14 protein-coding genes, 1 tRNA gene and 1 pseudogene are annotated in these 13,817 nt (G+C 40.6%); 7 read left to right on the top strand and 9 right to left on the bottom strand.

What is annotated here, in order from left to right:
* Positions 1 to 216: 216 nt before the first annotated feature.
* Both INE92_RS11105 and rho read right to left on the bottom strand, forming a co-directional pair.
* Positions 217 to 1,683 carry a sulfatase family protein gene (locus INE92_RS11105; RefSeq protein WP_015532996.1) on the bottom strand — a complete coding sequence of 489 codons (1,467 nt, stop codon included), beginning with the start codon at positions 1,681 to 1,683 and terminating at the stop codon, positions 217 to 219.
* A 286-nt stretch (positions 1,684 to 1,969) separates the two neighbouring features.
* Positions 1,970 to 4,228, bottom strand: coding sequence for a transcription termination factor Rho (rho, locus tag INE92_RS11100; protein ID WP_015532994.1), 2,259 nt, complete (start codon positions 4,226 to 4,228; stop codon positions 1,970 to 1,972).
* Between the two features lie 236 nt (positions 4,229 to 4,464).
* Between rho and INE92_RS11095 the strand changes: the two genes are divergently transcribed.
* Positions 4,465 to 5,301, top strand: coding sequence for a 4Fe-4S binding protein (locus INE92_RS11095; protein WP_074705482.1), 837 nt, complete (start codon positions 4,465 to 4,467; stop codon positions 5,299 to 5,301).
* On the opposite strand, the gene tilS is transcribed toward INE92_RS11095, so the two are convergent.
* Positions 5,286 to 6,566 (bottom strand): tRNA lysidine(34) synthetase TilS, encoded by a 1,281-nt coding sequence (gene tilS / locus INE92_RS11090; protein ID WP_195436736.1) that lies wholly within the window; start codon positions 6,564 to 6,566, stop codon positions 5,286 to 5,288. The genes INE92_RS11095 and tilS overlap by 16 nt on opposite strands.
* A gap of 145 nt (positions 6,567 to 6,711) precedes the next feature.
* On the opposite strand from tilS, the gene feoB reads away from it, so the two are divergent.
* The 3 genes from feoB (at position 6,712) to INE92_RS11075 (ending at position 9,533) form a co-directional block, all read left to right on the top strand.
* Positions 6,712 to 9,198, top strand: a complete 2,487-nt coding sequence (feoB, locus tag INE92_RS11085; protein ID WP_008774741.1) for a ferrous iron transport protein B — start codon at positions 6,712 to 6,714, stop codon at positions 9,196 to 9,198.
* A complete protein-coding gene (locus tag INE92_RS11080; protein WP_004312937.1) occupies positions 9,195 to 9,410 on the top strand; it encodes a hypothetical protein in 216 nt (71 codons plus the stop codon). The genes feoB and INE92_RS11080 overlap by 4 nt, the downstream gene beginning before the upstream one ends.
* Before the next feature lie 51 nt (positions 9,411 to 9,461).
* A tRNA-Cys gene (locus INE92_RS11075) sits at positions 9,462 to 9,533 on the top strand.
* Positions 9,534 to 9,737: 204 nt separating this feature from the next.
* Here the strand turns inward: INE92_RS11075 and INE92_RS11070 are convergent.
* From INE92_RS11070 to INE92_RS11045, 6 genes are all read right to left on the bottom strand, one after another.
* Positions 9,738 to 10,022 (bottom strand): DUF3853 family protein, encoded by a 285-nt coding sequence (locus INE92_RS11070; protein ID WP_117610426.1) that lies wholly within the window; start codon positions 10,020 to 10,022, stop codon positions 9,738 to 9,740.
* A 60-nt stretch (positions 10,023 to 10,082) separates the two neighbouring features.
* On the bottom strand, positions 10,083 to 10,382 hold the full coding sequence (locus tag INE92_RS11065) for a helix-turn-helix domain-containing protein (RefSeq protein ID WP_117610427.1): 300 nt from the start codon (positions 10,380 to 10,382) through the stop codon (positions 10,083 to 10,085).
* Between the two features lie 41 nt (positions 10,383 to 10,423).
* Positions 10,424 to 10,756, bottom strand: coding sequence for a hypothetical protein (locus INE92_RS11060; protein WP_151923698.1), 333 nt, complete (start codon positions 10,754 to 10,756; stop codon positions 10,424 to 10,426).
* A gap of 182 nt (positions 10,757 to 10,938) precedes the next feature.
* Positions 10,939 to 11,169 (bottom strand): hypothetical protein, encoded by a 231-nt coding sequence (locus INE92_RS11055; RefSeq protein ID WP_147337299.1) that lies wholly within the window; start codon positions 11,167 to 11,169, stop codon positions 10,939 to 10,941.
* Between the two features lie 202 nt (positions 11,170 to 11,371).
* On the bottom strand, positions 11,372 to 11,566 hold the full coding sequence (locus INE92_RS11050; protein WP_117610430.1) for a 2-C-methyl-D-erythritol 4-phosphate cytidylyltransferase: 195 nt from the start codon (positions 11,564 to 11,566) through the stop codon (positions 11,372 to 11,374).
* Positions 11,567 to 11,686: 120 nt separating this feature from the next.
* A complete protein-coding gene (locus INE92_RS11045; protein ID WP_117610431.1) occupies positions 11,687 to 12,079 on the bottom strand; it encodes a hypothetical protein in 393 nt (130 codons plus the stop codon).
* A 167-nt stretch (positions 12,080 to 12,246) separates the two neighbouring features.
* On the opposite strand from INE92_RS11045, the gene INE92_RS11040 reads away from it, so the two are divergent.
* The 3 genes and pseudogenes from INE92_RS11040 to fic all read left to right on the top strand — a co-directional run bounded on the left by INE92_RS11040 (position 12,247) and on the right by fic (position 13,812).
* Positions 12,247 to 12,495, top strand: a complete 249-nt coding sequence (locus tag INE92_RS11040) for a helix-turn-helix domain-containing protein (RefSeq protein ID WP_117610432.1) — start codon at positions 12,247 to 12,249, stop codon at positions 12,493 to 12,495.
* A gap of 2 nt (positions 12,496 to 12,497) precedes the next feature.
* Entirely contained in the window at positions 12,498 to 13,259 is a 762-nt protein-coding gene (locus tag INE92_RS11035; protein WP_117610462.1) for a Fic family protein, read from the top strand.
* A 3-nt stretch (positions 13,260 to 13,262) separates the two neighbouring features.
* Positions 13,263 to 13,812 (top strand): annotated as a pseudogene (fic, locus tag INE92_RS11030) (protein adenylyltransferase Fic).
* Positions 13,813 to 13,817: the final 5 nt, after the last annotated feature.

Here is a 13,817-nt window from a genome sequence, read left to right as displayed (position 1 = left end):
GATGGGGTAGATGAAAACTATTTCCGGACCTTCGGGAGTTTTATCGTTAGTTGATTCGGAATGAAGTATGTCTCCCTTACGGCTTAATATGAACCGGATGATTTGTGTTTGCCGGTGTTCTTGGGCTATACTAGTGCGGTGCTTGCTTGTAAGTTTGCCAGCGAAAGAACTAAAAAGAGTGAAGATTTCTTTGTTGTCTTCACTCTTTTTTATTATTTATTTTCTTTTGAGTATTTCCCGAACTCCAGGACCTTCGTGGTTAGGGTAGCCGGGAGTATGGTTTCTGCATCGTGGATCAGCATCTACTTTCAAGCTTCGGTAGTCATCTTTTGTGCGGGTGATGTAATCATCAAGCATGGCACGGTGTTCTGCGAGAACTTTACTGTATTTCGGATCTTTGGCGAGATTCTTACGTTCTCCCGGATCTTTTTTCATATCATATAGTTCTTCTCCGTTGCCTTCCAGATAGTGCGTGTATTTGTATCTCGGTCCGCGTACCATACGTCCGGGGGTAACGACATATTCATATTCGCTGTGCCATTCGGAAACTACATAAGGGTGAGTCTTTTTCTGTTTCTCTCCTTTTAATGTAGGTGCGAGACTGATTCCCGGCTTTTCGACTGGAACGGAAATTCCTGCCAAATCACAAAGGGTAGGCAAAAGATCCAGCGTAGGCTGTGTCAATAGTTGCTTTACTGGTTTTTTCTGTTGTTTGATGCCGGGGCCTGCGAAGATAAACGGAACGTTTGTCATTTCATCATAGAAACTAATATGCTTGGTCACCATACGGTGTGAAGCCATTCCGTCGCCATGATCGGCCATGATAACAACGATGGTGTTTCTTCCGGCAGGAGTGGAGTAAAGAGCTTTTAATACACTGTCTACTTGCTTGGACACCATTTTAGTATAGTGCTGGAAAGCGGCAATGTAATGACGGTAATTCTCTTCATTCCAATGAGAGGCCTGGGTCATGCGGCGATGGCTGCAACAGATGTATTGCACCGGTTTGGGGATATTGTTCCAGTCTTCCACGTCGAAGTTGGCTGGTAGTTCAGGAAGAGTTCCGCTGATGGGGCGGTCGGTATGTACTCCTTCATTTGCTCCTACGAATCCGCAAATGTTGTGAGGGTTCTGAAAATCGGCAATACAGATGAAGGGTTCTTTGGGAGGGTTGCTTAAATAAGCAACAGCGTCTTCGCAGGTTCCTACGTCCAGGAAGCTGTCGTTATTGACCGGGAACTCCGGATCAGTGAATGGTTTGGCTACCGGTTCTTTGTGTTTGAATCCTCTTAGGGAGCCCATGTCGTGTGTTTTTCCGAAGTGTACGGCTTCGTAACCGTTTTCGGAAAAAAGGCTTCCTAGTGTCGGTACATTTTCGGGAATACGTGGGTTGATAGGTTCGCTGGAGTTCGAACGTACATTCGTTTGATGAGGCATCATGCCGCTCCATAAAGCTGCGCGTGAAGGTTGGCTGAGAGGGCAGCCTACATAAGCATTGGAGAAGATAACTCCTCGTGAAGCGACTTCGTCAATAGGGAGGGTGCAGCCTTGTGTTTGCCCGTAAGCTCCGACGACGCGTTGTGTCAAATGGTCGCACTGGATAATCAGGAAATTGGGCTTTTCTTGAGCTTGGGCTGCTACGCCGCATAGGGCTAATCCCATGAATGGATAAATAGTTTTCATTACTGGTTAGAATTAAGTAATAGTTGATTTTGAAACAAAAGTAGGAAAAAAGGAAATGCAAAAAAGGGTGAAGTAGTAGTTTTGGACGCAAGTGAAAGTATTTTGTACAAAAATGTAATGTGTGATGGAGTATTAGGGGGAACTATTGCTGATGAACGTTGGATTGTGAAGGATGAACGGCAAGTGGTTATTGATTAACGGGGTGGCTAAAAAAGAGAACGGTGAACAAACTGCAATTATTAGGACGCAGTTTGTTCACCGTTCATCATTTATCGTTTACCGCTAATTAGCTGTTCATGCTCATCAGGAATTCATCGTTATCTCTGGTCTTTTCCAAACGGTCTTTAACGAAGTCCATTGCTTCGATCGGATTCATGTCTGCAAGATATTTACGTAATATCCACATGCGGTCAAGAGTTGTCTTATCAAGCAACAGGTCGTCGCGACGAGTGCTGGATGCAGTAATGTTGACTGCCGGGAAGATACGTTTGTTGGACAGGTTGCGGTCGAGCTGCAACTCCATGTTGCCGGTACCCTTAAATTCTTCGAAGATAACTTCGTCCATTTTAGAACCGGTATCGATCAATGCGGTAGCGATGATGGTCAACGAGCCGCCGTTTTCAATATTACGGGCAGCACCGAAGAAACGTTTAGGTTTGTGAAGTGCATTTGCATCCACACCACCGGAAAGAACTTTACCGGATGCAGGAGATACTGTATTGTATGCACGAGCCAGACGGGTGATAGAATCAAGGAAGATCACTACGTCGTGACCACATTCTACCAAACGTTTTGCCTTTTCCAATACAATACCTGCAATTTTTACGTGACGTTCTGCCGGTTCGTCGAAAGTAGAAGCGATAACTTCTGCATTAACGCTGCGTGCCATATCGGTTACTTCTTCCGGACGTTCGTCAATCAGCAGCATAATCATGTAAACTTCCGGGTGATTGGCTGCAATAGCGTTAGCGATATCTTTCATTAAGATAGTCTTACCTGTCTTTGGCTGGGCAACGATCAAGGCACGTTGTCCTTTACCGATAGGAGCGAAAAGGTCAACAACGCGTGCAGACATGGAGTCTGAATAACCGCCTTTGCAAAGTTTGAACTTTTCATCCGGGAAAAGAGGTGTCAGATGTTCGAAAGGAACACGGTCGCGAACGAAAGCTGCGTCACGTCCGTTAATTTTCGACACTTTTACCAACGGGAAATATTTTTCTCCTTCTTTGGGTGGACGGATAACACCTTCCACTACATCACCGGTTTTCAAACCAAAGAGTTTGATTTGAGATTGTGATACATAAATGTCGTCCGGAGAAGAAAGGTAGTTGTAATCGGAAGAACGGAGGAATCCGTATCCATCCTGCATGATTTCCAGAACGCCTACTCCGTTGAGAATATCATCGAATTCGTAAGGCTTTTCGCGTTCAATAACCTTGCGCTCCTGCTGTTGTTGCTGTTGTGCCGGAAGATTCTCGTTCGCATGGTTTTGCTGAGTGGCACGTGGCATCGGTAAGCGTTGTTGGTTCTGATTCTGAACCTGATTTTGATTATTGTTATTACGCTGGAAATTATTATTGTTGTTATTAGCGTTATTGCTATTATTGTTCACATTGTTGTTACCGTTGTTATTGTCGCGTGGACGGACAATACGCGGGCGTTGCTGCTGTGCTTGCTGCTGTTGAGATTGTTGTTGCTGTTGAGGATGAGATGGCTGTTCAGGTGCTGTTTGCACAGGTTCTGTTTTAGTTGCCTCGAATTTGCCAAAGAGTTCGGTAGGAAGCTCTATTTTTTCAGAAGGCAGATCTTCGATTGGAATAAAATCATCATCGTCAACGCTGGATAAGATATTGCTTTCCTCGTCGATAACGGGTGCGGCTTTCTTTTGTGGTTTATCTATAACTTTTTTCTCTGCAACAGGCTTGTTTGGCTCTGCGGCTGGTTTATTTGTTTCTGCAGCCGGTTTGCTTTTTGCTTTCTTTTCAGCAGTCGGCTGTTGTGCTGGAGCAGCTTTTTCTTTTGTTTCAGTAGTTTTCTCTGCAACAACAGGCTTAGTTTCCACCACTTTGGGAGCAGCCGGTGTTACATTTTCTACTTCTTTTTTCTCTTCTGCGTCAGCGCTCTTGCGTGGACGTCCCACTTTACGCTTGGGAGCAGTAGTAGCGTTTTCTGCTTTAGCTTCTACAACAGGAGCTTCTTTTTCTTTGTTTGTACTTTCTTCTTTCTTGGAAGGTTGTGGTGCTTTTACAGGAGTGGCTTCTTTTGTTTTATTAACCTCTCCACTCTTTGGTGTGGAAACTACCTTGTCTTCTTTTTTGGTAGGAGCTACCCGTGAACGCTTTTTCTTTTGTTCTTCATTTTTGCGTTCTTCTTTGAGCTTATCTGCGGCAACTTTCTTAGTAGCTCCTACAATAGCCTGTTCATCGAGTATCTTATAAACAAGGTCTTCTTTTTTGTATGAGTCTGCTTTTTTTATGCCTAACTCTTTGGCAATAACTTGAAGTTCCGACAGATTTTTGTCGTTTAATTGGATAATGTTATACATATAGTATGGTAAGTTATTAATATTTCTTTTTTTGCTGAATTACGGACAGCATTACTACAGCTTATGGCTACAGATATGCAAGCATACGTTTTGTTTTTTATTCTGAATTAGGGATGTATATGTTGAATCGTAGAATGTTTCAACGGGGCAAAGATAATAATTTTTTTTGGTTTCATGAACAATCAAACATTTTTTTCCACGTAAAAGTGTATCTTTGCTACATAAAAGAAAATAGTATGACAGTAAATGAAGCTCATTTAATTTATTTTTCGCCTACACACACATCTAAACAAGTTGCGGAAGCGATTGTTCACGGTACGGGCATAAAAAATATCCTTCCTATCAATGTGACGCAGCAGATTGCAGATGAAATCGTGATTCCTGCATCTGCTTTGGCCATTATTGTAGTGCCTGTGTATGGAGGGCATGTCGCTCCTCTGGCAATGGAGCGTTTGCAGTACATCCGGGGAGTGGATACTCCGACCGTTTTGGTGGTGGTGTATGGAAACCGTGCTTATGAAAAAGCTTTAATGGAACTGGATGCTTTTGCTATTCCTCATGGATTGAAAGTGATTGCCGGGGCAACTTTTATTGGAGAGCATTCATATAGTACTGATAAACACCCGATTGCGATGGGACGTCCCGATGAGTCGGATTTGGCCTTTGCTACGGAATTTGGGAAGAAAATCATGGAAAAAATACAGGCTGCCGATAGCATGGATACCCTTTATCCGGTAGACGTACGTGCTATCAAACGTCCGAGCCAGCCATTTTTTCCTTTGTTTCGCTTTTTGAGGAAAGTTATCAAGTTGCGTAAAAGTGGAACACCGCTTCCCCGCACTCCTTGGGTGGAGGATGAGAATTTGTGTACCCATTGTGGGTTGTGTGTGGTCCGTTGTCCGGCAGGGGCTATAACGAAAGGGGATGAGCTGCATACAGATGAAGCTAAATGTATCAAGTGTTGTGCCTGTGTAAAAGCCTGCGTTAAGAAAGCACGGGTGTATGATACTCCTTTTGCGGCTTTGTTGTCAGATTGCTTCAAGAAACAGAAATTGCCTCAAACTATTTTGTAGATTACGACACGCTTAGTCGTTTCATCAATACGAAAGCGGTTGTCTGTTCGTTCGCCTATCAGCCACGCAATGTGTTCTCCACAGCAGAGTACCCACTGGCGTTCTTTTTGACTGATAGAAAATTTGCGGTCGGTCAGATAATCGCTTATTTTTTTCTTTCCTTTCATTCCGAAAGGAATAAAAGTGTCTCCTGTCTGCCATTTCCGGTAATGAATATCTCCATTCAGTTTGTCGGCATCAAAACAGGCTATTCCTTTGTCGCGTGGAATTAGGAAATCAGGGGTGTATTCTTTTTCTTCTTTGATGATTTGAAAAGGAAGAAGAATTTCATTTCCCGATTCAATAGCTTCTATTAATAAGAATTCTCTGTCTTTTATCACTCTCCATTTTTTACTGCAAAATTGTTTGCCCGGTTGGCTGTGAAGCGAAAAGGCAATATCTTTGATTTGTGCAGAATTGAAGCCTAGAGGATGCAAGATTTCGAATAGAATAGCTTCGGGTGCCGGTTCTTTTACTAACTCACTGATTCGGATACCTTCTATCGTTACAATATTATTTTTGGTTTCCTCTATGCATTTATTATATATGGTAGCTACATCATTCAGATAATTGCTCGTGTCTATCAGATTCTTTTTGACTGACGGATTGATTTCCTGCATAAGAGGAAGGAGATTGAGCCGGATTTTGTTACGGGTATATTCGTCTTCCAGATTGGTACTGTCTGTTACATAATCTTGTCCAATGCTCTCCAGATAATGAATGATATCTTCTCGATTGACGCAAAGCAGAGGCCGCACGATTGCTCCGTTGCGGGGGCGGATTCCTAATAAACCGGTAATTCCTGTACCTCGAATCAGATTGAGTAGTATGGTTTCTACGCTATCATCCTGATGATGTGCTACGGCGATCACATCTGCCTGGCATTCTTTTCTCGTTTTCTCGAACCAGTCATAGCGTAATTCCCGTGCAGCCATTTCAATCGAAATCTGTTTTTCCTTTGCGTATTGTGTCGTGTTAAAATCAATTGTATGCAAATGGATTCCGGTTCTTTTGCAAAGTTGGCGGACAAACAGTTCATCCCGGTCTGATTCTTCGCCTCGCAGGTGGAAATTACAGTGTGCGGCTTCGCAATGATAACCTGCTGTGTGCAGAATACATAGCAGTGCCACCGAGTCGGCACCGCCACTCAATGCAATCAGGACTTTGGCATCCAGTGAGAACAAATGTTCTTTTTCTATATATTTTGTAACGCGTTGTTGTATCATATCTGCAAAGATACGAGTTTATCAATAAGTTTTTTTATTTTTCCTAAATCTTTTGGAGGAAGAAAATGGCTGCTATTTAAAAACATTCTAAATAATTTGCGTGCTCCGAAGTTATGAATTATCTTTGCCGAAAATTTTGAGAGTTATGCGTTTGTCCGAATTAAAAACAGGAGAAAAAGGTGTTATTGTAAAGGTATTGGGGCACGGTGGTTTTCGTAAACGTATTGTGGAGATGGGCTTCATTAAAGGTAAAACGGTTGAAGTGCTGTTGAACGCTCCCCTAAAAGATCCCATAAAATATAAAGTCTTAGGTTATGAAATATCTCTTCGTCGTCAGGAAGCTGAAATGATCGAAGTAATCAGCGAGGAGGAGGCAAAAGAACTGGCTGAAAAGACTGTTTATCATGAAGGATTACCCGAAGACCTTTCAGTAAAAGAAGAAGATATGAAACGGTTGGCGTTAGGTAAACGTCGCACCATCAATGTTGCCTTGGTCGGAAACCCGAACAGTGGCAAGACTTCTTTGTTTAATCTTGCGTCCGGTGCTCATGAGCATGTAGGTAATTATAGCGGTGTGACCGTGGATGCCAAAGAAGGTTATTTTGACTTCGAAGGTTATCATTTCCGTATTGTCGATCTGCCGGGAACTTATTCTTTATCTGCTTATACGCCGGAAGAAATCTATGTTCGCCGTCATATTATCGATGAAACTCCTGACGTGATTATTAATGTCGTCGATTCTTCTAATCTGGAGCGAAACTTATATCTGACTACTCAATTGATAGACATGAATGTCCGCATGGTAGTGGCTCTGAATATCTATGATGAACTGGAAGCCAGTGGAAATACATTGGATTACCATTTGTTGAGCAAGTTGTTCGGGGTGCCGATGTTGCCTACTGCCAGTAAGAAAAATCGTGGATTGGATACGTTGTTTCATGTAGTTATCAATCTGTATGAAGGAGTAGACTTCTTCGATAAACAGGGAAACATGAATCCGGAAGTTCTCAAAGACTTGACTGAATGGCATGACTCTTTGGAAGACCGTAAGAACCATGAGGAAGAGCATCTGGAAGATTATGTGCGTGAACATAAAAAGACGGGGCGCGTCTTCCGGCATATTCATATAAACCACGGTCCTGATATAGAAAAAGCGATTGAGGCTGTAAAAAGTGAAGTGTCCAAGAACGAGTTTATCCGGCATAAATATTCTACCCGTTTCCTCTCCATTAAATTGTTGGAGAATGATCCTGACATTGAGCGTATTGTACGCACATTGCCGAATGCGGATGAAATTTTTCATGTCCGCGACAAGATGTCGAAGCGTGTTCAGGAGACAATGAATGAGGATTGTGAATCGGCTATTACTGATGCTAAATATGGATTTATCAGTGGTGCGTTGAAAGAAACGTTCACGGATAATCATCTGGAACAGGCGCAGACAACAAAGGTATTGGATTCGATTGTAACTCATCGTGTCTGGGGATTTCCTATTTTCTTTCTTTTTATGTATCTGATGTTTGAAGGTACATTTGTCATTGGCGAATATCCGATGATGGGGATTGAATGGATGGTAGAGCAGCTTGGTGAATTGTTGCGCAATAATATGTCGGAAGGTCCATTTAAAGATCTGCTGATTGATGGAATTATCGGTGGGGTAGGAGCTGTCATTGTTTTCTTACCGAATATCCTGATTCTGTATTTCTGTATTTCTATCATGGAGGATTCTGGTTATATGGCTCGTGCGGCTTTTATCATGGATAAGATCATGCATAAAATGGGGTTGCACGGAAAGTCGTTTATTCCTCTGATTATGGGATTCGGATGTAATGTGCCTGCGATTATAGCGTCCCGTACTATTGAGAACCGGAAGAGTCGTCTCATTACCATGTTGGTGAATCCATTGATGTCTTGTAGTGCGCGTCTGCCGATTTATTTATTGTTGGTGGGTGCTTTCTTCCCGAACAATGCAAGTTTGGTGCTGTTAAGTATCTATGTGATTGGTATTGTGCTGGCCGTGGTAATGGCTCGCTTGTTTAGCAAGTTTCTGATAAAGGGTGATGATACGCCGTTTGTGATGGAGCTTCCTCCTTACCGAATGCCGACAGCGAAGTCTATCTTCCGGCATACATGGGAAAAGGGAGCGCAGTATCTGAAAAAGATGGGTGGAATTATTATGATTGCTTCTATTATTATCTGGTTTCTGGGATATTATCCGAATCATGATGCTTATGAAACGGTTGCCGAGCAGCAGGAGAATTCTTATATCGGTCAGTTGGGGCGTGGAATAGAGCCGGTAATAAAGCCATTGGGATTTGATTGGAAATTAGGTATTGGCTTGCTTTCCGGTGTAGGGGCGAAAGAATTGGTGGTAAGTACGTTAGGCGTTTTGTATGCAGATGATCCGGATGCTGACTCGGTGAGTTTGGCAGAACGTATTCCGATTACTCCATTGGTCGCTTTCTGTTATATGCTGTTTGTATTGATTTACTTCCCGTGTATTGCGGCGTTGGCGGCTATCAAACAGGAATCGGGTAGTTGGAAATGGGCGCTTTTTGCTGCCTGTTATACAACGGCATTAGCTTGGCTTGTATCATTTACTGTTTATCAGATTGGAGGATTGTTTGTATGAATAATTGGCAAGAGTGGGTAGTCGGAGTACTCGTTGTGCTCTGCATTGCCCGTGTCGTATATGGAATATTTCTTTTTTTTCGTCGTACGCGGGAAAATCAGAATCCTTGTGACAGCTGCGTAAGTGGCTGTGAACTAAAGGATATGATGGAGAAGAAACGCAGAGAGTGTGATGTAAAGAAAAAAAGTACAAAGAAAAATTGCTGCGGATAGTTGGTAGTTTCAAAATTTGTACTACCTTTGCAACCGCAAACGAGAAATAATGGTTCCTTGGATGAGTGGCTTAGTCAGCGGTCTGCAAAACCGTGTACGGCGGTTCGAATCCGCCAGGAACCTCACGAAGCCCTTTCAGATGTTTTCTGGAAGGGTTTTTCTTTGCTCTTAACTGAAAATGGTACTACATTGGTACTACAAAATTAGGGTAGGAAAAGTGTGATTCTTCTTCTCACATGTGTAATGACTACGGAAAAATCTTTGTAGTGTATCAGTTCCAAATAGCGGTATTCGGAAGTTTGGTTCTAATAACTTTCATTATTGCAATTAATTTTGCTTTCCGAATAATTCTAAAGCCAAATCATGATCTATTACAATAGTTCTCCCTCTTTGTTTTATTGCCTCATCTAGTATTCCCGATGATTTTATTTTTGAAGCATGTCGCTTTGTGCAGTGTAATAAATCGGCTAATCCCTGTAAACCATATACATATCTTTTTTCTTCTATCTGTTTGATTTTTGAGATAAGGCTGGTTATTAGTTCTTTTAAATCTCCTACTGTTAAGTCAATTAGGCGAGTGTCGTCTGAAAATCTTCTTTCTATTCCTATCATAGTATTATTTATTAAGTTATAAATTAATCTCCAACAATTGCTTTTTCAGCTCTTTTCTGATTATTTCCTATTTAAAATGGCATCAATATCAGATTGTCTATAAAGCCTTTTTCCTCCAACTTCTATTACACGTAAATATCCATTTTTATTCCACTGATATAATGTGCTACGGTTGACATGCAATAGTTTTGCGGTTTCATTGGGAGTAAGGTATTCTTTGGGTTGCTTTGTTTCTAAAATCAAACGTTCTATATCATCTTTTGACTGTTGGAGAAGATAATCTGCAAATTCTTTTAGCTCCTTGATCGTAATCGTTATGGAAATATTTAAATCGCTTTCCAATAAATCTTGTAATTTCATAATTTGTTGATTTTATATTAAATTGCTTTTGGCTATTTTATCTACATCTGTATTTTTTGAAGACACTTTAGAATGTTTCCACTCTCAATAGCTTCCATAATTTCATGCAGTTTATAGTATATATGTCCTCTAGGTTCGGAAATTTCGTCACCTTCTTCGTTTACCATTGTTTCAATACCAAATTGATAAGGGAATACTAGTTTCCGTTTCTCTAAATTTTTAAGAACTCCGCTTCCGAAACGGTCTTCCGCATCGGATTTACATATAAGAATTTTTTTATTTTTGAGATTTGCATTTCTTTCATTCTTATATGCTTCAATACCTAATTTAATACCAATCTCAATGGCTTGCTTAATAATCGGATCTATTTCCATGTTTTTTTTCTTTTTGTTAAGTGACAAATGAACGAAAATAATTGGAGTTATTACGACATTTTGATCTTTTTATTTGTGGGTTTATCTCATTCATCCTCATAAATAGCCATCATAAAAAGAAAACCCGGCAACCGTATTGTTACCGGGCGTCTTTGTTGATGGCGTCAACTTTCATGTATCATTTATTGATGTGAGTTGTAACCCATTTCATTTAGTACTGTACAATTGTCCTTACTTAGACCTGCATTAAAACTGGTGCCGGATTCTACAGTTACTAGCCTGTCAATAACGCAAGTCTGGCAATACATTACGTTAACCGTTACTTTATCGTTGTTTTGTAGAATCTTTAGTAGTCTTTCGATAAACTGCTCTCCTTCTTCTATCCGTTCTTTGCTAGCGGGCTCTATTACCATTTTCATAGTTATATTTTATATTGATTGATTCCTGTTGTTATCGTTAAACATTTCATCCCATACGCAGAAAGCAAGAAGGATGATACAAATAATTAGTATAGCGTTCATAATTGATTAAATATCAAAGAAGTGTTCTCCCTTTTTCCTGAATATCCTATAGCCAGTGTATAGGCATCCAAATACTATCAATATCTCCATCTCGTTATAGCTTAATGGTTGTAACCTGTTGGTATATCGTGGAGGCTCTCATTATCTCTAATGGTGTGCCAGTCACTTCTATTGCCGTGTACTCTTCGTATTCGAATACATTATGCTTTATTCCTTCTATCTTTAGCATGGTAGTAATATCCTCTACTTGCTTGCTCTCGTGGAGCTTATAAACCTTTGTTTCTATCATATAGTGTAATTTATGATAGGGGGAATTCCCCCTATGGTTAATAATTCAGTGAAAGGGAAGCACCTATTTTCACAAACCAGTACTTCCATGAAAACAAATCAAATATTATGAATAAAAAAACTAGTCACCGCAATACGAGCCACACCCGTAGCCCATTGCACGATTAATACGGTTTTGATACTCATTATAAGAGATACCCTCTTTGCGTGCTGCTATCTCGCCTTTCATGCGTTCCGCTTTAGCTTCCGCTTCTCTTCTGATACGGTCGGCTTCGATTTGTGCACGAAGAAGAACCGAACTAATGGCGGCTTGCTCGTTCTCTTCACGTACCTTTGCTTCACGTGCTTTAGTCTCTGCTTCGATTGCTTGGCGTTCTTCGGCTACTCTAACCTCAAACTTTGCCATGCTCCAAGATTTACGGAGTGCATCGGAGAATGTCGGGTACTTTGCACGTGCATTGTTATACAAGTTGTGTGCTCTCTTCATTATCTGGCTTAAATTGTAGCGTTTCATATCCGTAATGTTTTATATTTCGTTTATGATGCAAATGTAATATAAAACGGTACATTGAACCAAATTAAAAGAAATATTTAACATTACTTTAACCGAAAAATGTAACGTTATTACGGTACATTTAATAATAATTCTTATATTTGTACCGTAAACTAAAACATTACGATATGGATTTAAGAATAAAGGAAGTTATAAAAGAAAAAGGCATGACCATAACAGAGCTTGCCGATAAGATGGGAATAAATAGAGTGAATCTGTCTAATATGGTTAATGGTAACCCAACAGTCGAAACATTAAACAAAATAGCAGGTGCTTTGGAAGTTCCAGTTACTGAACTCTTTGAGCAACCAAAGTCTGGAACCGCTTCTCTCACCTGTCCCCATTGTGGAAAGAATATCAATATCAAAGCAGAATGACTATGAATGAAGAAATGAAACAATTATTGAATGAAGTTGATACGCTCAAGGTTCAGTTATCAACCTTGCGCCCACTTCCTGAAGAAGCACTGAAAAAGGTTCAAGATGCTTTAGATATTGAATATACTTATGAAAGTAACCGCATAGAAGGCAATACTTTAACTTTGCAGGAAACCGCCCTAGTAGTAAATGAAGGAGTTACCATATCCGGTAAATCTATGCGTGAACATTTGGAAGCTATCAATCATAGCGAAGCTATTGATTATATCAAAGATATAGCGAAGAAGGATATAGAGATAAGCGAACGCACTATCAAAGAAATACACGCTCTTATTTTGCATGGAATAGACCGTGAAAATGCCGGGAAATATCGTACCGTTCCCGTTATGATTTCCGGTAGTACCCACATGCCGCCACAACCTTATTTAATACAGAAGCAAATGGAGGATTTTATGATAAAGTACCGGCAGATGGAGGAAGAAAAAGTACATCCGGTACTTATAGCCGCATATCTTCACGACGAACTTGTACGTATTCATCCGTTTATTGATGGAAACGGGCGAACGTCACGTTTATTGATGAATCTTTATCTTTTACGGAATGGGTATACATTGGTTACTTTAAAAGGTAGCAATGAGGATAAAATAAGTTATTATAAAGCACTGGAAGAATCTCATACAGAGAATAAGCCGGAAGCCTTTCAAAAACTTGTTGTTGAGGCCGAAATAGCCTCTTTACAAAGATATTTGTCTATAATGCAATAGGGTATGAATACAAATGAAATAGATAAATTGAGCTTTGCAAAAGCTCATGCCTTGTTTGAAACTGGAGATATAGATCGTATTGAGGTGGGAACCGTAAAGGGATTGTGTGACATACACCGTTATTTGTTCGATGGGTTGTACAGGTTTGCTGGACAGGTGCGTACGTTGAATATAGTAAAGGGAAACTTTCGTTTTGCTAATTGTATGTATCTTGATGTGATGCTCCCAGTAATAGAAAAGATGCCGGAAACGAAATTTGAGGAAATCATTGCTAAATATGTGGAAATGAATATTGCCCACCCGTTTATGGAAGGCAACGGCCGTACTATGCGCATTTGGCTCGATATGATACTTAAAAAACGTCTTGACATGGTGATCGATTGGCAGAATGTATAAGGTTCTCTATTGGCAAGCTATGGAAAGAAGCCCGATTAACGACCTAGAATTGCGGACTTTGTTACATCAAGGATTAACCAACCAGGTAGATGATCGAGAAGTTATATTTAAAGGTGTTACACAATCTTATTATTATGAGGGTTACGAACCTGAGTAATCTAG

Source organism: Bacteroides xylanisolvens, from assembly GCF_018289135.1.
GTDB lineage: Bacteria > Bacteroidota > Bacteroidia > Bacteroidales > Bacteroidaceae > Bacteroides > Bacteroides xylanisolvens.
Note: the sequence above shows the minus strand (reverse complement) of the source record. Positions and strands in the feature narration are given on the sequence as shown.